This is a genomic window from Streptomyces marokkonensis (assembly GCF_008312835.1).
GTDB lineage: Bacteria > Actinomycetota > Actinomycetes > Streptomycetales > Streptomycetaceae > Streptomyces > Streptomyces marokkonensis_A.
The window spans coordinates 94,053-112,241 of record NZ_VSKS01000003.1 but is presented as its reverse complement, the minus strand read 5'-3'; the positions used below and the strand labels follow the sequence as shown (position 1 = coordinate 112,241).

The following is an 18,189-nucleotide window of genomic DNA, read 5'->3' as shown; positions in this document are numbered from 1 at the left end:
CGATCCGGTCCCGGGACACACTTCAGTGGGGCTTGCCGTGGTTACGGTTGTGTCCTCACTCCCACGGCCACTTGTACTCGCCGTCCTTGCCGTCCTTGTGGTGGCCGTGTTCCTCGGGCTTCTTGCCGTCGTCGTGCTTGTGATGGCCGTGCTCACCGGGCTTCTTGTCGCCGTCGTGCTTGTGGTGGCCGTGCTCACCGGGCTTCTTGCCGTCGTGGTCACCGCCGTCCGTGGGGGTGGCTGTGCCGGTGGGGGTGGCCGTGCCCGTGGGGGTCGCGGTGCCGGTCGGGGTGGCTGTGCCGGTGGGGGTCGCCGTGCCGGTCGGAGTGGCGGTGCCGGTCGGAGTGGCTGTGCCGGTCGGGGTCGCGGTGCCGGTCGGGGTCGCCGTGCCGGTCGGGGTGGCTGTGCCGGTGGGGGTCGCCGTGCCGGTGGGAGTGGCGGTGCCGGTCGGAGTGGCTGTGCCGGTGGGGGTGGCTGTGCCGGTGGGGGTCGCCGTGCCGGTGGGAGTGGCGGTGCCGGTCGGAGTGGTGCCGCAGTCACCCTGGAAGATCGTGTTGGAGTCCAGCGTCACGGCGCCGTTGCGGGCCAGCAGCCGGCCGTTGACAGTCGTCCCCGTGTTGGCGCTGATCGAGGTCAGGGCCAGGACGTTGCCGACGAACGTGGTGTCGGTACCGAGAGTGGCTGAGCTGCCGATCTGCCAGTACACGTTGCACGGGTTGGCGCCGTTGGTGAAAAGTACGCTGCTGTTGGACGCCGTCGTCAGCGTCGAACCGACCTGGAACACCCAGACGGCATTGGGGTCACCTTGGCCGTTCAGGGTGAGGGTGCCGGTGAGCTGGGCGCTGACGGGCACCCTGTAGACGCCCGGAGTCAGCGTCTGTCCACCGAGCTCCACGGGGTCCCCGGTGTACGTGACGTCCGGTGCCTGCCCGGCCGCCTGGTTGTACGCGGTGGTCAGATCGTTCTGCGCCTGCAGAGCGACGGCGTTTCCGGCGTGGATGGTGCCGGGCGGCAGCACTGCGCCGGGTGGGAACCCCACGACCGCGTTACCCGGACTTACCCCGACGCTGCGCTCGACCGTCGTCGGGCCGGTGTTGGTGACGGTCGACCCGGCCAGCACTCCGAAATCCGCTGCCGTGCCCAGAGGCACAGCCGTGGCAACGGCACTTGCACGTGTCGGTGACATCGCGATTACGGCAGCGGCGATCACGGCGGTCACTACCGCTGCGATCCAAAGCGACAAGGTGCGTCGTGGTGCACCAAGGATATTCAGCGACATCGAGGGCCAACTCCTGTGAGTGGGTGGCGCCTAATTGGCGACTCTGATGGCTGCATATTATTCGAGGAAGGGATCAATTCACGGCTAATTCGGGCGTTTTCGCTTGAATTGACCAACCCGTCGCGCCATGGATAAAAATGCCTATTGGGCCGGATGGCGCTGACTGCCCGCTCCGGGTGGGCGCCCACGGATGATCGCCCGGAAGGTGGTCCCGGTAATCCGGGGGCTAGTCGTTGTCGCAGCCGTCGACGCGGCGTCACGGGGGCGAAGGAAAGCGGGCGGGTGCGTCCCCCGGCACATGCGGTGGTCCTGGACGTCGGTAGGCGCGGCGGAGTCCAGCTGTGGGTGCCCCCGACGACGCCGGGGGCACCGACCTGTCAACGCTGCGTCAGGAGCTCGATGTTGGCGTTCTCCAGAGCGTGAGTGTTGTTCAGGAGGTAAGCGTTGTCCGCCTTGACGGGAATCAGGCCGAGGACTCTGTGGTCGTCGTCGGCGATGGCCGGGGAGGCGAGGGCGGCGACAAGAGCCGCCGATGTGATCAGCACGCTGGTGATCCGACGCATTTATGTCTCCTTGACGTGGTGGGCGCCGATTGGCTCGACGAAGCTTGGCGGTCTCATGCTTCCCCTTTCGGTGCAGACTTTTACGCTTATCACCCGAATGCTTCGAGCGAGATTGTGCGGTTCTCTGCAGGCGCGCTCGCGCAAGCGGTAATCAGGCCGTACGAAAGGCCGTACGAAAGGCCGTACCGAGGTGACTGTGCGCGTTGTCGCATTGCCGCTGCGCGTGGGTGCCGAGGGCTGTGGCCTCAGGCGGGGTCCGGGAGGGGGCCGAGGTGGGGGACGAGGCGCTCGCGCAGGAGGAGGTACTCGTCCCAGCGGTGGGGCAGCGGGCCCGGGGGGCGTTCGACGGCGCGGGCGGCCGTGATGGTCTGGCCGTGGCGGAACTGTTCGCGGGTCAGGTCGAGTTCGACGCCGCTGGGGAGGCGGTTCCACCAGTGGTAGCCGTGCTGGGACCCGTCCAGGTGGACCTCTCCGACCACCAGCTCGCCGCCGAACAGGTCGTTGACGACGAGGGCAGTGATGTCGCAGTGTCCCCGGGCGGGATTGTCCGGCTGCCAGTCGGGCAGGTCGTCGGGTGAGCAGGTGTCGGCGGCCCAACAGGCCCTCAGGGCCCCGTCCAGGTCGAGCAGGTTCCAGGGCGGCATGCCGGCAGCATCGCAGCCGGCACTGACACAGGGCCCGGGAGCCGGGTCAGGACGCTGCCCGCAGCAGGCGCAGCTGGCCGATCTCCGTGGCGTTCTTCATCAGTTCGGCGTTCACCCAGGCGACCGTGTGGGCCTTGGTGTGCGCCGGGTCGTCCGGCCAGGGGAAGGGGGCCGTGGCCTCCAGGTCGGCGTCGGTGAGGTCGTCCAGGAGCGCGAGCCATTCCGTGCGCAGGGTGCGGAGCCGGTCGACGGTGGGCGCGCCCTCGCCGGGCCAGATGACGTCGGTCCGCTCCCGGGGGCGGCGTCCCCGCGCGTGGTCCAGCGTCACGCTCCACCACCAGTCGATGTGCCAGCTCAGCCAGGCGATGGTCGGCACGGGTACGGGATCCGGTTCGGTTTCCGCCCAGTCGGGGACCCAGGTGCCCGCGGGGGACCGGCGCACCGTCCAGCAGTGCGGGCCGGGCTCCCAGAGGAAGTCCTCCGGTTCCAGTCGCTCCAGGTGGTACTCGAACAGGGACCAGGTCAGCTCGAACTGCCAGCGGAGCAGCTCGGTGTGGGGCGTGGCTGAGGTACGGATGGTCACAGCTCCTCGTCTGTCGCGAGTTGTTCCCAGGACACGTCCCGGAGGGCGGGTTCAGCGTCGCAGCCCGAGGGCACGCACGAGGTCGGCTGGAACCAGACCACGGTGAGGCGGGAGCGGTACAGGGCGCGGTCGTGGGCCGGGTCGAGGGCCTCGGAGCGGAAGCTGCCGACGCAGGTCACGGCCGGCAGCACCTCCACCGGGCCGAAGGCACCCGCGTACTGGTCGGGGTACTCGCGCGGGGGCGGGATCAGGTGGACCGGAGTGCCCGGGAAGGCCTGTTCGGACGTGCGCAGCAGTCCGTCGATCCGGCGGTCGTTCAGGATCTTGCACGGGTAGCCCTCGAGCAGCCCGCCGTACGTCGACGACATCCGCAGCTCGGAGAGGTCGACCGAGCGGCCGGAGGTGAGGACGACGCGGGCGAGTGCCATGGTCGGCACTTTAGAGCGGTGGTGCATCCAAGGCTTTCGGTTTTTCGGGCGGGGAGGTGTGCCGGGCGGGAGGAGAAGGGACACAGGTCAAGGGCGGTGGGCGGTCATGCGCGCGGCCGACGCGATCGTCGCGCGGGCCTCGCGTTCGGACAGGCCCGTGCTGACGGCGGCGTCGGCCAGGGAACCCGCCAGGGCGGGGCCGATGCCCTCCTCGTACGCACGGCAGGCCGCCCAGAACAGCCGGGTGTTGCGCTGGCCCTCGTGCGCCGCGAGGACGAACTGGACCAGGCCCTGGCCGTGTCCGCCGGTGGACGGGGGCGTCGGGTGGTGCGCGCGGGGCGGTGGGAGGAGCAGGCGCAGGAGTGCGGGCGGACAGGCCGCCGGGGCGAGGTGTGCGGTGCCGGGCGCGGGCGTGTAGGTGCCGTGGTCCGTGCGGGAGCCGGGGCCGACCAGGTAGCCGCCGGCGCCCCGGATGTCGATGCCGGGGGCCAGGCGGCCGGCGGAGTTGGGGACGACGACGTCCGGGGGTCCGCTCAGCCACAGGTGGCGGCCGCCGCTGGGGGTCAGGACGACCACCGTGGCGGGAATCGTGAAGAGGTGACGCCGCGCCAGTTCGCGCAGCGCCGCGAAGGAGTCCGCGCCGGTCTTGGTGTCCAGGTCGACGCCGATGAGGTGGTGCGGGGGGAGACCGCAGGCGATGCCGTAGCCGGTGGCGTGGGCCGCGGCGGCGAACAGCTCGCGGATCCGGGCGGGATCGGTGGTGGCGTCGTGGACGCCGTGGCCGTAGCGGCCGCACTCGCCGTGGCAGGGCGGCCCCGCCGGGTCCGGGGCGTCGCGGTGCGGGGAGCGCAGGGCCGGGAGCTTCGTCCGGGACAGGGGGATGACGGCCAGTCCGCGTTCGGCGGCTGACAGGGCGTGTGCGAGGGCCAGCGTCGTGGCCTGCCGGTCGGTGGTGGCCATGCCTCTATGTTCGTACACATGTTCGAGTATGGGAAGGGGGAGGGGGTCCGACACGCCGGGGCGGTGGCGTTGGCGGGAAAAGTGCCGGAACGCTTCCGCCCTTGCGGTGCCCGGGGTGCCGGTGTCCCGGACGAGGCGCCGTGCGACTGCGGGAGCGTGACGGGGTTTACCTACCTGTTGTCACGCTTGCGTGCGAACGGCGGCTTCCGGGGTGGTTCGGCGGGATCCGGTGGGCAACCCTGATCTCGCGACGTCGTGCACAGCACCGGGGCGGGGGGTCGACTTCCCCGGTGAAAGCCGTACTTCACGCACAGACGGCCATAAGCCGGTGCGTCCTTGGTTCTGGAGGGAACACAACATGGCAAGCATCCGTACCGCCCGCGTCATCGCCGCGGTCTCCGCGCTTCCGCTCGCGGCCGCCCTCTTCGCCGGCGTCGCGGCGGCGGACAGCGGCGCCCTCGCGGACGACGGATCGAACGCGACGGCCACGAGTTCCGCGGCCGACGCCCTCGGCAGCGGCGTCGGCGGCGACAACTTCGGCACCTCGGCCACCGCGCAGCAGCAGGCCACCGGCCCCGGTGCCGCGAACCAGAGCAACTCCGCCCAGGTCAACGGCTCCGCGTTCACCGCCGTCAACCAGGGCACCGACAACGTGGCCATCAGCTTCACCCCGCTGTGGTGAGGCCGGCCTTCTGACGGGAGCGTGTGTGCTTCGTGGGGTGCGAGGCGTTCCGCGCGGCGGTGCTCCGGCGCCGCCGCGCAGGCGTTCCCGGGCGCCTCGCCGCCGACGGCCCGCACGCCGCGCGGCCGTCCTCAGGGGGCGACCCGCAGTACCCCTCACCCGCTCGTCCACCTTCAGGAGGTGTGGCCGGCCCCACCCCTACAACCTGAGGGGGACCCGGCTTCGGGACCTGCGGCCGATCCGCCGGACGGGGCCCGCTCATAGCGTGGAGACATGACCACACCCGTCTGCACCAGCGCTTCGGACGCCGCTGCTCCACCGACGCAGTTCCTCCCGTACCCGTCGTTCTCGTCGTACATGCGGGCCCGCCAGCCGGTGCTCCTGCGTACCGCCCGGTCGCTGACCGGGAACCCGAGCGACGCGGAGGACCTGCTGCAGACCGCGCTCGCCAAGACGTACGTCGCCTGGGAGCGCATCGAGGACCACCGCGCGCTGGACGGTTACGTGCGCAGGGCACTGCTCAACACACGCACGTCGCAGTGGCGCAAGCGCAAGGTCGACGAGTTCGCCTGTGACGAGCTGCCCGAGCCCGATCCGGTGCCAGGCGGCGACGACCCCGCCGAGCAGCAGGCGCTGCGCGACGCGATGTGGCGGGCGATTATGCGGCTGCCCGCGCGGCAGCGGGCGATGGTCGTGCTGCGGTACTACGAGGACCTCAGCGAGGTCCAGACCGCCGAGGTGCTCGGCGTATCGGTCGGTACGGTCAAGTCCGCCGTATCGAGGGCTCTCAGCAAGCTCCGCGACGACGCTGAGCTGGGACTTGTTCGAAGCTGACGGAAAAAGTCCTCCGGTGGGGCGTGATCGATCATCCGCTCCCCTAGTGACATACCACGCGGTATGTGCGCAGAATCAGCGCAACCCGTACCGACGCGTAGGCGATGTCGCCTCAGGAGGACGCCGTGCTGAGCACCATGCAGGACGTACCGCTGCTGATCTCGAGGATCCTGACCCATGGGTCGACGATCCACGGCACATCGCAGGTCACCACCTGGACCGGCGAGGGCGAGCCGCAGCGCCGTTCCTACGCGGAGATCGGCGCCCGCGCGGCCCAGCTGGCCCACGCCCTGCGCGAGGACCTCGGTGTCACCGGCGACGACCGGGTCGCCACCCTCATGTGGAACAACGCCGAGCACGTCGAGGCGTACTTCGCGATCCCCTCCATGGGAGCCGTCCTCCACACCCTGAACCTCCGCCTGCCCGCCGAGCAGCTCGCGTGGATCGTCAACCACGCCGCCGACCGCGTGATCATCGTCAACGGTTCGCTGATCCCCCTGATCGCGCCCCTGCTGCCGCACCTCAAGACCGTCGAGCACGTGGTCGTCTCCGGCCCCGGCGACCGTTCGGCGCTGGCGGACGCCACCGCCCGCGTGCACGAGTACGAGGACCTGCTCGCCGGACAGCCCGTCGCCTACGACTGGCCGGAGCTGGACGAGCGTGCCGCCGCCGCCATGTGCTACACCTCCGGCACCACCGGTGACCCCAAGGGCGTCGTCTACAGCCACCGTTCGATCTACCTGCACTCCATGCAGGTCAACATGGCCCAGTCGATGGGCCTGACCGACGAGGACACCTCGCTGGTCGTGGTCCCGCAGTTCCACGTCAACGCCTGGGGCCTGCCGCACGCCACCTTCATGACCGGCGTCAACATGCTGATGCCGGACCGCTTCCTGCAGCCCGCCCCGCTCGCCGAGATGATCGAGGGCGAGAAGCCGACCCACGCCGCGGCGGTCCCCACCATCTGGCAGGGCCTGCTCGCCGAGCTGACCGCCAAGCCCCGGGACGTCTCCTCCCTCACCCAGGTCACCATCGGCGGCTCCGCCTGTCCGCCCTCCCTGATGGAGGCGTTCGACACGCTGGGCATGCGGGTCTGCCACGCCTGGGGCATGACGGAGACCTCCCCGCTCGGCACCATCGCCCGCCCGCCGGCGAGCGCGGTCGGCACCGAGTCCGAGTTCGCCTACCGGCTGACCCAGGGCCGCTTCCCCGCCGGGGTCGAGGCCCGCCTCACCGGCCCCGGCGGCGAACGCCTCCCCTGGGACGGCGAGTCGGCCGGTGAGCTGGAGGTCCGCGGCGCCTGGATCGCGGGCGCCTACTACAACGGCCCCGACGCCGAACCCCTCCGGCCCGCCGACAAGTTCAGCGAGGACGGCTGGCTGAAGACCGGCGACGTCGGCACCATCAGCCCGGACGGCTTCCTGACCCTGACCGACCGCGCCAAGGACGTCATCAAGTCCGGCGGCGAGTGGATCTCCTCGGTGGAGCTGGAGAACGCGCTGATGTCCCACCCGGACGTCACCGAGGCCGCCGTCGTCGCCGTCCCGGACGACAAGTGGGGCGAGCGCCCGCTGGCCACGGTCGTCCTCAAGGAGGGCTCCACCGCCGACTTCACCACCTTGCGCACCTTCCTCCTGGAGGAGGGAAGGATCGCCAAGTGGCAGCTCCCGGAGCGCTGGACGGTGATCGAGGCGGTGCCGAAGACCAGCGTCGGCAAGTTCGACAAGAAGGTGCTGCGCAGGCAGTACGCGGAGGGCTCGCTGGACGTGACCCGGATCTGACGCACGGACGGAGAACGCGCCGGGCGGTCAGCGGGAAATTCCCCGCTGACCGCCCGGCGCGCGTCGTTCGTCCGCCGGCGGCGCGGTCACCCGTCAGTTCGTCCCGATCCGCGAGAGCAGGTCGACGATCCGGTCCTGCACCTCGGTGCTCGTGGACCGCTCGGCGAGGAACAGCACCGTCTCGCCCGAGGCCAGCCGCGGCAGGTCCGCCTGGTCGACGGCGGCCGTGTAGACGACCAGCGGGGTGCGGTCGAGCTGCCCGTTCGCCCGCAGCCAGTCGATGATCCCGGCCTGCCGGCGGTGCACCTGCATCAGGTCCATCACCACGAGGTTCGGGCGGAACTGCCCCGCCAGCGCCACCGCGTCGGCGTCGCTCGCGGCCCGCGCGACCTGCATCCCGCGCCGCTCCAGCGTCCCGGTCAGCGCCAGCGCGATCTCCGCGTGCTCCTCGATCAGCAGCACGCGCGGAGGGTGCTGTTCGCTGTCGCGCGGCGCGAGCGCCTTCAGCAGTACCGCGGGATCGGCGCCGTACGCGGCATCGCGCGAGGCCTGTCCGAGCCCGGCCGTGACCAGCACCGGCACCTCGGCCGCCACCGCCGCCTGCCGCAGCGACTGGAGCGCCGTACGGGTGATCGGCCCGGTCAGCGGGTCCACGAACAGCGCGGCGGGGAAGGCCGCGATCTGCGCGTCGACCTCCTCGCGCGAGTGCACGATCACCGGCCGGTAGCCGCGGTCGCTCAGCGCCTGCTGCGTCGAGACGTCCGGCGCGGGCCACACCAGCAGCCGGCGCGGGTTGTCCAGCGGCTCCGGCGGCAGTTCGTCGTCCATCGGCTGCGGACGCGGGGTGTCCGCCACCTCCACGGCCCCGCCCGGGCCGTCCAGCGGCTCGGGTCCCTCGGCGGCGTCCGCGTCGGGCGCCCCTATGGCGTACGAACGCCCGGTGCCCTCGGTACCGGGGGCGAGCCGGGACTGGCCGGCGAGCGAGTGCTGGGGCTGTGCCTGCGCGGCGGCGGGTGCCTGTGCGGGCGCCGGTGCCGGTGCCTGCGCGGCGGCGGGCTCGGCCGCCGGGTGCGGGCGACCGTTCTGCTCGTTGCCCGCGGCCGGGTCGGGACGCGTACCGAGCTTGCGGCGGCGCCCGGACCCGCCCGGCTGCTGCGGCGGAGGCGTGGCCGACGGCAGCGGCTGCTGCACCTGAGCGGCCTGCCGGTTGAACGGCACGCCCTGCCCCAGCGTCCGCACGCTGATCGCCCGCCCCTGCGTCGAGTTCGGGTCCACCGGCGCCTCCGCCTCCGCGGGCAGCGGCTGAGCGGCTCGCCGCGCCGGTGCCGGTGCGCCCTCGGGGGGCAGCGGGGTGCCGGCGGCGGGCGTCGGCTGGGGCGGGTTCGGGGCCTGCGGTACGGGCGTACCGGCGCCGGTGCCGTCACCGGCGGCGGGCCACGGCTGCGGGGCCGGGGTGCCCGGTCCGGGGGCGGCCTCGGCGGGGAGCGGCTGGGCGGCAGGACGCTGCGCCTGTTCCGGCCCCTGCGCCCCGGACCCGGGAGCCGGGTCCCGCGTCACCGGCACGGCGACGGCCCCCGGTGCGCCCTGCCCCTGGTCGACCTGACCGGGCACGGGCGCCCCGTGCGGCGGAACGGGGGCACCCTGTGGTGCCGCGGGCGCCCCGTGGGCAGGGACGGGCGCGCCCTGCTGCTGGGCGGGGGCGCCTTGCGGCGGGACGGGAGCACCCTGTGGCGCCGCGGCTGCCCCGTGCGGCTGGACGGGAGCACCCTGTGGCGCCGCGGCTGCCCCGTGCGGCTGGACGGGCGCACTCTGTTGCGGGACGGGGGCGCCTTGCGGAGCTGCGGGCGCCCCGTGCGGCGGGACGGGGGCACCCTGTGGCGCCGCGGCTGCCCCATGGGCCCCCTGCTGCGGGACGGGGGCAGCCTGCGGTGCCCCGTGGGCCGGGACGGGCACCCCCTGCGCGGGCACTGCTCCCCACTGCTCCGGAGCCCTCGGCGCCTGCCCGGCGGCTGCCGCCGCCGCTGCCTGACCGCCCGGAGCCGCCGGGGCGGTCGCTCGCCGTCGGCGGCCCGTCGGGGCGCTGGTGGGATGGGGCTGCGGCGGGGTGTGGTCGTCGGCCTGGTCGTGCGGTACGGCGTCATGGCGTCCGGCGTCGGCCGGAACGTCACCGGGCACGGCGGACCCGTCCGCCACGCCCGACTGCGGGGCCCGGCCGACGACTTCGGCCTGTCCGGTCTGCTCCCCCTGGTCCGCCTCGGCCGGCGGCAGCGCGAACACCGTGCGCGGCGCGGCCTCCTGTGCCGCCGCCCGCTCGGTCGCGGCGGCCAGCGCACGCCGCCGGCGTCCCGTCGGCTGCTCCTGCGGCTGCCCCGATGCCTGGGCCGGTACGTGCACGGCCACCTCGGCGGAGCCGTTCCCGCCGCTGGCCGGCGCGGGCAGCGCCGGCGGCAGCGCGTGCTGCTCGCCGGACGCGCGCCGGGCGCGCCGGCCGGAGGGCGCGGGCACCCCCTGCGGCGGTACGGTCCCGCCCAGCCCCGTGTTCGACGCGGCGGCCCCCGCCGCATGCTCGGCGGCGGTGACGACGGCCCCCTCGGAGACCCCGGTACCGGAGAGCTCGAGCTCGGCGCCGACCGGCGCGTCCTCGGCCGGCCGGCCGCGCCGGCGTCCGGTGCCGCCGGAGACCGCCGCGTCCTCGCCGGACGCCTGGGCCGGAAGCTGTGCCCGGGCGGGCTCGGCGGCGGCCGCCCGGCGCCTGCGCCGGCCGGTGGGCGCGGCCTCGGCGCCGGCCCCGTCGGGCGCGTCCGGCACCTCGCCGTCCAGGAAGGCGTCCACGGAGGAGCGCCGCGCGCGCCGCCTACCGCCACCGGTGGCCGGCTCGGCGGGAGCGGGCTCCTCGGCCGGGGCCGGCGCGGCGGTGGCCGCCACGGCCCCCGCCCCGCCCCCGATCGGCACCTCGAGGACGAACGCGCTCCCGCTCATCCCCGGCACCTCGTGCGTCTGCAGCACGCCACCGTGCGCCCGGACGATCCCGCGCACGATCGGCTCGTGCACCGGGTCCCCGCCGCTGTACGGTCCGCGCACCTCGATGCGTACGACCTCACCGCGCTGCGCCGCCGCGACCACCACGGTGTTGTCCAGGTAACCGCCCGCCGACAGCGGCGTGTTGCCGGTCGCGTCGACACCCGCGACGTCCGCGACCAGGTGGGCGAGCGCGGTCGCGAGCAGCCGCGGGTCGACCTCCGCCTCGATGGGCGGCGCGTGCACGGCGAACTGCACCCGCCCGGGGCCGATCAGCTCCACGGCGCCGTCGACCCCGGCGGCGACGACGGCGTCCAGCATCACCTTCGTACGGGCCACCTGCTCGGCCCCGGCGTCGAGCCGCTGGTAGCCGAGGACGTTGTCGATGAGGGTGGTGATGCGGGCGTAGCCGGCCGACAGGTGGTGGAGCACCTGGTTGGCCTCGGGCCACAGCTGTCCGGCGTCGTCGGCGGCCAGCGCGGACAGCTCGCGGCGCAGTTCGTCCAGCGGGCCCCGCAGGGACTGCCCGAGCAGGGTGAGCAGTTGCTCGTGCCGGGCGGCGAGGGCCTCGTAGCGGTCCTTCTCGCGCTCGCCGAGCGCGGCGTACCGCTCCTCGTGGGCGGCGAGTTCCTCCGCGTGCCGCTCGCTCAGCTGCTCCAGCTCGGTGACGTGGCCCTGGCGCAGGGCGGTCAGTTCGGAGCCGTGCTCCTCCGCGAGCCGTTCCAGCTCCTCGGCGTGCTCCGCCTCGGCCGCCTCCTTCTCCTTGGCCAGCGCGTCGTAGGGGCGGCGGTCGAGGAACGTCATGACGGCGCCGACGAGCTGGTCGCCGTCGCGCACGGGCGCGGTCGTCAGGTCGACCGGCACCTTGTCGCCGCTCTTGGAGTACAGCACCTGCCCGCGCACCCGGTGCTTGCGCCCGGAGCGCAGGGTGTCGGCGAGCGGGGACTCGTCGTACGGGAAGGGGGAGCCGTCGGCGCGGGAGTGCAGGACCAGGGTGTGCAGTTCGCGTCCGCCGAGTTCGCCGGCCCGGTAGCCCAGTATCTGGGCGGCGGCCGGGTTGACCAGGACGACCCTGCCGTCGGTGTCCGTGCCGACGACGCCCTCGGAGGCGGCCCGCAGGATCATCTCGGTCTGCCGCTGCGAACGCGCGAGTTCGGCCTCGGTGTCGACGGTGCCGGAGAGGTCGCGGACGACCAGCATCAGGAGTTCGTCGCCTGTGTAGCCGTAGGTGTCGTACGCCTGCTGGCCGGTCTCCAGATTCGCACTGGTGACCTCGACCGGGAACTCGCTCCCGTCGGTCCGCCGGGCGATCATCCGCGTCGGCTTGGTACGCGCGCGCGGGTCGATGTGGTCGGGCCGCCGCATGGACCCCGGGATGAGCTTGCTGTCGAACTGCGGCAGCAGATCCAGCAGCCCCCGCCCCACCAGGGCGGTGCCCGGGGTCTCGAAGGCCTCCAGGGCGATGGTGTTGGCGTTGACGACGGTCCCGTTGGCGTTGACCAGCACCAGGGCGTCGGGAAGCGCGTCCAGTATGGCTGCGAGGCGAGCAGCGCCTCGGGATGGCCTGCTGCTCACGAGACGCTTCCTCCCTGTTACCGCGACGTGCCGACCGCTCGGGCCATCTTGCCAACCCGCCCGCAACGTGTCACGCGAGGGAGTCTAAGGGCTGGGGTTGCGCCCGCGACGCCGGATGGGACGGACATCGCATCAGGAAGTGACGACGGTGTGACGCCCGGTACGCCCCGGACCCGTGGCTGCCTGCGCCGACGCGGCCCGAACCTTCGCGGGACCTTTACGCCCCCCGTGCCCCGACTCGCCGCGGCGCTTCGGGCAGCAGCGGCACGAGCCGGTCCCAGCGGGCGATCGCGCACCCGTTCGTACGGTCGTACGTCGCGTCGACGGGGCGGCCGGCCCACGTGCCGGTGACCCGGGCGGTGGCCGGCCCGCCGTACTGCATGGTGCAGACGGCGTCGCGCGGCACGGGGGCGAAGGGGTCCGCACCCCACCGCGTGTTCCGCTCGACGGCCGCGCAGGCCCCGGCGGGGTCGGGATGGCTGCCGCCGCCGGGCCGGCAGCGCACTTCGTACGTCCTGTCCGCTCCGCCGCCCGTGCCGCGCACGGTGACGGTGAGCCGGTCGCCGCGCCCGGGCGGCTCCTGCGCGTACGCCACGGGGGATGCCGCGGACAGGCAGGTGAAGGCGGCGAGGGAGGCGGCGGCACCGGCGACCAGCCGGAGCGGCACGGGGCGGGCGGCGCGCGGCGCGACCTGCGCGAGTTTCTGAGACATGACCTGATCAACGCGCCACCGCCCGGGACGTTGCGCCACGCCGGCGTGATCGCGGGAAGGGCTTTGCCCTGCGGCCTCCCCGCCTAGTACCGTGGGGACCGATTGGTGACACCCCACGCGGTTGTGTCATCATCGGCACGCACCGACCCGCTCGTGCTCACGCGCGGGAGGACCTGTGCATGGAGGCGTCGCCTAGTCCGGTCTATGGCGCCGCACTGCTAATGCGGTTTGGGTCTTAAAGCCCATCGAGGGTTCAAATCCCTCCGCCTCCGCCCTCATCACGAAGCCCCGGCCCCTGCGGCCGGGGCTTCGTCGTTGTCACCCCCAGATCCCGCGTTTGCGCAGCTCACAAGGGGTGGGCCAAACGGATTTCACATGGCGGCGGCAGTCATGTAATGTTCTTCCTGTCGCCGCGAGCGGGCCGAAAGGGCCGGGAGCGGCGAGAAAACTGAAGAGACAAGCACTCGTAGCTTAACGGATAGAGCATCTGACTACGGATCAGAAGGTTGCAGGTTCGAATCCTGCCGAGTGCACAGCAGGCCGGAGGCCCCGTGGAGTGATCCACGGGGCCTCCGGCGTTGGTGCCGACGACGTTCTCGCGGGCGCCCGGATCAGGCCGCGGACGGCGGGATGTTCTGGTTGGCGTGGAAGAAGTTGTGCGGGTCGTAGGCGCGCTTGACCGCGGTCAGGCGGTCGTAGTGGTCGCGGTAGGTGGAGCGGACGCGTTCGGGGCCCTCGGACTCGCCGAGGAAATTGACGTACGAGCCGCCCATGGAGTGCGGGTGCAGGTCGGTCCAGTAGTCGACGCACCACTGCCGGACCAGCTCGGCGTTGGCCGGGTCGGGGTCGATGCCGGCGACGACGCCGGACCACACCGCGTCCCGGTAGGCCCAGGCCGTTTCGCCCGGGGCGACCCGGTGGGCCGCTCCGTCCACGGGGTACAGGTGCATCGTCGACAGCTCGGTGGGGAGCGCCTGGCCGTAGCGCTCGTGGACCGCGATCGCGTCGTCGGGGATGCCGTCGAAGAAGTCGCCGCGCCAGTACCACTGCAGTCCCTTGGGGACCAGCTCGTCGAACATGGTCTGCAGGGCCGGGTAGGGCATGGGCGTGGCGAAGTGGAAGGCCGGCGGGGCCGGGTCGTTGACCACGGCCAGCACGTCCTCCAGGCGGCCGTCGGCCAGGTCCCCGGTGTAGCACCAGATCACCGCGCACACCTTCCGGCCCTGGACCGGCTCCGGGAAGGGCGGTCCGGGCGGGACGGTCATGACCGCGAAGAACCCGCTGAGCTCCTCCGGCGCGGCGGGCAGGAACTCCCGGTACCAGCGCAGCACCTCCGGTGTGCGGTCGACCGGCCACACGGTGACCGCGACCCCGACGGTGTCCACCGGGTGCAGCCGGTAGGTGAACGACGTGACCACACCGAAGTTGCCGCCTCCGCCCCGCAGCGCCCACAGCAGGTCCGGGTGCTCCTTCTCGGAGACGGTGACGGCGCTGCCGTCGGCCAGGACCACGTCCGCGGCGATCAGGCTGTCGACCGTCAGCCCGTACGCGCGGGTCAGGTGGCCGTGTCCGCCGCCCAGGGTGAGACCGCCGATCCCCGTCGTCGAGTTGATCCCGGCGGGTACCCCGAGCCCGAAGGCGTGGGTCTCGTGGTCCATGTCGCCCAGCTGACTGCCCCCGCCCACCTGCACGGTGCCGGCCTCCGGGTCGACCCGCGCCCAGCGCATGGGGGAGAGGTCCAGCGTGAGCCCGCCGTCGATCAGGCACAGGCCAGGCCCGCTGTGCCCGCCCCCGCGGACGGCTAGATCGGCCCCCGTCTCCTGGGCGAAGGCCAGGGTGGTCCGTACGTCCGCCGTGCCCGTGCACCGGGCGATGGCGGCGGGACGCCGGTCGATCATGGCGTTGTAGATGCTGCGGGCCTCGTCGTAGTCCGCGTCCTGTGGTGTGACGACACGTCCTCGCAAGGCCGTGCGCAGGCTGTCGAGAGCAGTTGCGTCCATGCCGCTCATGAGCGGACACCCCTCGGGAAGGTTGCGGTACCGGATGGCCGCGGGTGGACGGAACCGGCGGATCGGCCGTCGTCCAGGGGCCCGGGGATCGAATCCCCACCGTTCCAGTGTGACGTGAGTCACATGGGTGCGCGACGTGGGAGGGTCAGCGCGGCCGGCGGGGGGCGTCGCGGCGACGGAGCGTCGCACGGAACGACTGGGTCAGGGCGGTGGCCGCCGCGGTGAGGAAGACGAAGCTGTAGAGGATCTGCAGGATGGCCACGAGCCGGGCCGCCTGGCCGTGGGGGGTGATGTCGCCGTAGCCGATGGTGGCGAGGGTGACGAGCGTGAAGTAGAGGGCGTCCAGGCGGGTGGTGATGCCGTCGAGCTGTCCGGGGTCCTGGGCCAGGGCCTGGTAGGCGGAGGCGAAGACCAGGATGGACAGGCTCATCAGCGGCGGGATGACCAGCCCCGGACGGGCTCCCGGGACGGACAGCAGCACCCGGACGACCTGCCTCAGCAGCAGGACGGCGATCAGCCCCAGCGCCATGCCGAGGAGGACCCAGCTCAGCACCGGGCGACGCGGGCCCAGTCCGTCCAGCGGCAGCAGGAAGTAGGCGGTGACCATCACCGCCACCCCCGCCGCCTGCGCCAGCAGGGGCCACAGGGTGCTCCAGGTCCCGGACGCGCGCTCTACGCGCGGGACTCGCGGCTCTCGCGGCGCGGTGCGCACAGGGCCCAGATGATGAAGCCGGCGATGACGATGAGGACGATCGACCACACCGGCTGGTAGGGCAGCCACAGGAAGTTGGCGATCATGCTGAGCCCGGCCAGCGCGATGCCCACCACACGGGCCCAGGTCGCGCCGGTGAACAGGGCCAGACCGGTGGCGGTGATCAGTGCGCCGAGGATCAGGTGCACCCAGCCCCAGCCGGTCAGGCTGAACTCGTAGGTGAAGTTCTGAGTGGTGACGAACACGTCGTCCTTGGCGATGGCGGCGATGCCCTGCAGGACCGCCATGATGCCGCCGAAGGTCATCAGGACCGCCGCGGCGGCCGTCCAGCTCGTCGCCCAAGGGCTCTCCGCCTCCCACCCGGCACGGTGGTGGCGCGTACCGCTGACATTGCTCGCCATGTTCTCGGCCTTCCGGACGTCCCCGAGCGGTGCGATGCCTCATCCAGACTGGCACCCCTGATCGCAACCGGCACCTCGGCCCGCGATCGCCCGGTGGCCATCCGGGGCGGACCCGTTGTCAGTGGTGCCCCCTAGTCTCGGCAGGGATGGCACAGGCATGGAGCTGCTCGGGGCTGCGGTGGTCGGCGGACGGTCCCGTGCTGGTGTGGGACGGCGGCCGGAGTTCCGCGCTGCCCCGGGGGAAGCGGGTGGCCTTCGGGGTCGTGGAGGGGGGAGTGCGGACGTGCGTGGGGGCACGGGGGCACGCGTGTCCGCTCGGTGCGGCGGTTCCGGGGCGCAGTACGGGGGCGCGCTGCGAGGAGTGCGCCCGGCTCGACCGGGCGCACTCGGTGGCCGCCGACACCCTCGCGGACGATCCGCGGCCCTACCGCGTCTATCTGGCGTGGTTCGGGCCCGGGATGGTCAAGGTCGGGATCACCGGGGCGCGGCGGGGCGCGGCGCGGCTGCTGGAGCAGGGGGCGGTCGTCTTCACGTGGCTGGGCACCGGGCCGCTGATGGCGGCGCGGCGCACCGAGGAGCTGCTGCGCGCGGCGCTCGGGGTGCCCGACCGGATTCCCTACGCAGACAAGCGGGCGGCGAGGGCGGCCCTCCCGGCCACGAGGCAGGAACGGGCGGCGGAGATCGCCGGGTTGCACGCCCGGGCGGTCGCCCTGAGCGGGTGGCCGGAATCGCTGGACCCGGCGCCGTTCCAACCGGCCGACCACGCGGAGGTGTTCGGGCTGCCGGGGGTGCCCGCCGCCGTGGGGGAGGTCGCCGAACTGGTCGCCGGGGGCGCGGTGAGCGGTGAGCTGGTGGCCGCCGCCGGTCCCGATCTGCATCTGGCGACGGCGAGTGGGGTCGTGGTCCTGGACACCCGGCTGCTGGCCGGATGGGGGCTGGTGCCGTCCGGCGGGCGGGAGTTCGCCGTGCCGGTCAGGGCGCTGAGGGAGAGGACGGCGGCGCAGGACGGGCTGTTCTGACCGGCCCCTGGACCGCGGGCCGGGTCACGGGTGATCGTGGCGGCATGAGCGATCGGCCCGACACCCGTACCGAAGCCGGCGACGTGCGGCGTTTCTGGGAGGGGCTCGGGCTGCCCGGGCTCATCGACGTGCACACGCACTTCATGCCGGAGCGGGTGCTGCGCAAGGTGTGGGCCTACTTCGACGCGCTCGGGCCGCTGACCGGCGGGGTCGAGTGGCCGATCACGTACCGCGAGGAGGAGGGCGAACGGGCCGAGGTGCTGCGGGCGTTCGGCGTACGGGCGTTCACCGCCATGCTCTACCCGCACAAGCCCGGCATGGCCCGCTGGCTGAACGACTGGGCGGCCGGCTTCGCCGGGCGCACGCCCGACTGTCTGCACACCGCGACGCTCTTCCCCGAGCCGGGCGTCGCGGACTACGTCCGGGACGCCGTCGAGGCGGGCGCGCGCGTCTTCAAGGCGCATGTGCAGGTGGGCGCGTACGACCCGGCCGACGAGGCGCTCGACGCCGCCTGGGGGCTGCTCGCCGCGGCCGGTGTGCCCGTGGTGATCCACTGCGGGTCGGGACCCGCGCCCGGCAAGCACACGGGACCCGGGCCGGTCGCCCGGGTGCTGGCGCGGCATCCCCGGCTGCGGCTGGTGGTGGCTCACCTCGGGATGCCCGAGTACGAGGACTTCCTGGACCTCGCCGAGCGGTACGCGCAGGTGCGGCTGGACACCACGATGGCGTTCACCGACTTCAGCGAACGCCTGGCGCCGTTCCCCCGGCGGGCCCTGCCCCGGCTGGCCGCCCTGGGCGACCGCATCCTGCTCGGCTCGGACTTCCCCAACATCCCCTATCCGTACGTCCACCAGCTGCACGCGCTGGAGCGGCTGGGGCTCGGGGAGGAGTGGCTGCGGGGGGTGTGCCACGACAACGCGGCCCGGCTCTTCGGCCCCGCCGTCCGGTGAACGGCCCCGGCCGGTGCCGGCCGGGACGCGCCCGCGCGT

The 18,189-nt window shown here is 73.1% G+C and carries 16 protein-coding genes and 2 tRNA genes; 7 read left to right on the top strand and 11 right to left on the bottom strand.

Features of this window, described 5'->3' with window-relative positions:
- Positions 1–55 precede the first annotated feature (55 nt).
- From F1615_RS06135 to F1615_RS06110, 6 genes are all read right to left on the bottom strand, one after another.
- The gene (locus F1615_RS06135) at positions 56–1,186 is read right to left on the bottom strand and encodes an ice-binding family protein (RefSeq protein ID WP_425385625.1); all 1,131 of its coding nucleotides are present in this window, start codon (positions 1,184–1,186) and stop codon (positions 56–58) included.
- A gap of 470 nt (positions 1,187–1,656) precedes the next feature.
- Entirely contained in the window at positions 1,657–1,842 is a 186-nt protein-coding gene (locus F1615_RS06130) for a hypothetical protein (protein WP_149547852.1), read from the bottom strand.
- A gap of 245 nt (positions 1,843–2,087) precedes the next feature.
- A complete protein-coding gene (locus F1615_RS06125; RefSeq protein WP_149547851.1) occupies positions 2,088–2,486 on the bottom strand; it encodes a YunG family protein in 399 nt (132 codons plus the stop codon).
- 46 nt (positions 2,487–2,532) lie between these two features.
- Positions 2,533–3,069, bottom strand: a complete 537-nt coding sequence (locus F1615_RS06120) for a DinB family protein (RefSeq protein WP_244328648.1) — start codon at positions 3,067–3,069, stop codon at positions 2,533–2,535.
- Positions 3,066–3,497 carry a hypothetical protein gene (locus F1615_RS06115; RefSeq protein ID WP_149547850.1) on the bottom strand — a complete coding sequence of 144 codons (432 nt, stop codon included), beginning with the start codon at positions 3,495–3,497 and terminating at the stop codon, positions 3,066–3,068. The genes F1615_RS06120 and F1615_RS06115 overlap by 4 nt, the downstream gene beginning before the upstream one ends.
- Positions 3,498–3,584: 87 nt before the next feature.
- Positions 3,585–4,457: a bifunctional DNA primase/polymerase gene (locus F1615_RS06110; protein WP_149547849.1), complete on the bottom strand. Its 873-nt coding sequence runs from the start codon at positions 4,455–4,457 to the stop codon at positions 3,585–3,587.
- A 358-nt stretch (positions 4,458–4,815) separates the two neighbouring features.
- Here F1615_RS06110 and F1615_RS06105 point away from each other — a divergent pair, with 358 nt between their 5' ends.
- The 3 genes from F1615_RS06105 to F1615_RS06095 all read left to right on the top strand — a co-directional run bounded on the left by F1615_RS06105 (position 4,816) and on the right by F1615_RS06095 (position 7,754).
- Positions 4,816–5,139 carry a hypothetical protein gene (locus tag F1615_RS06105; protein WP_149547848.1) on the top strand — a complete coding sequence of 108 codons (324 nt, stop codon included), beginning with the start codon at positions 4,816–4,818 and terminating at the stop codon, positions 5,137–5,139.
- Positions 5,140–5,412: 273 nt separating this feature from the next.
- A complete protein-coding gene (locus F1615_RS06100; RefSeq protein ID WP_149547847.1) occupies positions 5,413–5,973 on the top strand; it encodes a SigE family RNA polymerase sigma factor in 561 nt (186 codons plus the stop codon).
- A 104-nt stretch (positions 5,974–6,077) separates the two neighbouring features.
- Entirely contained in the window at positions 6,078–7,754 is a 1,677-nt protein-coding gene (locus F1615_RS06095) for a long-chain fatty acid--CoA ligase (RefSeq protein WP_149547846.1), read from the top strand.
- 93 nt (positions 7,755–7,847) lie between these two features.
- On the opposite strand, the gene F1615_RS06090 is transcribed toward F1615_RS06095, so the two are convergent.
- The gene (locus F1615_RS06090) at positions 7,848–12,347 is read right to left on the bottom strand and encodes a PAS domain-containing protein (protein WP_149547845.1); all 4,500 of its coding nucleotides are present in this window, start codon (positions 12,345–12,347) and stop codon (positions 7,848–7,850) included.
- Positions 12,348–12,564: 217 nt separating this feature from the next.
- Positions 12,565–13,059, bottom strand: coding sequence for an SSI family serine proteinase inhibitor (locus tag F1615_RS06085; protein WP_149547844.1), 495 nt, complete (start codon positions 13,057–13,059; stop codon positions 12,565–12,567).
- Positions 13,060–13,240: 181 nt separating this feature from the next.
- Between F1615_RS06085 and F1615_RS06080 the strand changes: the two genes are divergently transcribed.
- Positions 13,241–13,331: transfer RNA gene (locus F1615_RS06080), tRNA-Ser, on the top strand.
- 188 nt (positions 13,332–13,519) lie between these two features.
- Positions 13,520–13,592 (top strand) — tRNA-Arg (locus F1615_RS06075).
- Positions 13,593–13,670: 78 nt separating this feature from the next.
- Here the strand turns inward: F1615_RS06075 and F1615_RS06070 are convergent.
- The 3 genes from F1615_RS06070 to F1615_RS06060 form a co-directional block, all read right to left on the bottom strand.
- Complete coding sequence (locus tag F1615_RS06070) at positions 13,671–15,059, bottom strand: FAD-binding oxidoreductase (RefSeq protein ID WP_149548217.1); 1,389 nt, start codon at positions 15,057–15,059, stop codon at positions 13,671–13,673.
- Between the two features lie 154 nt (positions 15,060–15,213).
- Entirely contained in the window at positions 15,214–15,675 is a 462-nt protein-coding gene (locus F1615_RS06065; RefSeq protein ID WP_425385624.1) for a potassium channel family protein, read from the bottom strand.
- 65 nt (positions 15,676–15,740) lie between these two features.
- On the bottom strand, positions 15,741–16,181 hold the full coding sequence (locus tag F1615_RS06060; RefSeq protein ID WP_149547843.1) for a DUF7144 family membrane protein: 441 nt from the start codon (positions 16,179–16,181) through the stop codon (positions 15,741–15,743).
- A 146-nt stretch (positions 16,182–16,327) separates the two neighbouring features.
- Here F1615_RS06060 and F1615_RS06055 point away from each other — a divergent pair, with 146 nt between their 5' ends.
- A complete protein-coding gene (locus F1615_RS06055) occupies positions 16,328–17,200 on the top strand; it encodes a DUF2797 domain-containing protein (protein WP_149547842.1) in 873 nt (290 codons plus the stop codon).
- Between the two features lie 44 nt (positions 17,201–17,244).
- On the top strand, positions 17,245–18,150 hold the full coding sequence (locus F1615_RS06050; RefSeq protein WP_149547841.1) for an amidohydrolase family protein: 906 nt from the start codon (positions 17,245–17,247) through the stop codon (positions 18,148–18,150).
- Positions 18,151–18,189 lie beyond the last annotated feature (39 nt).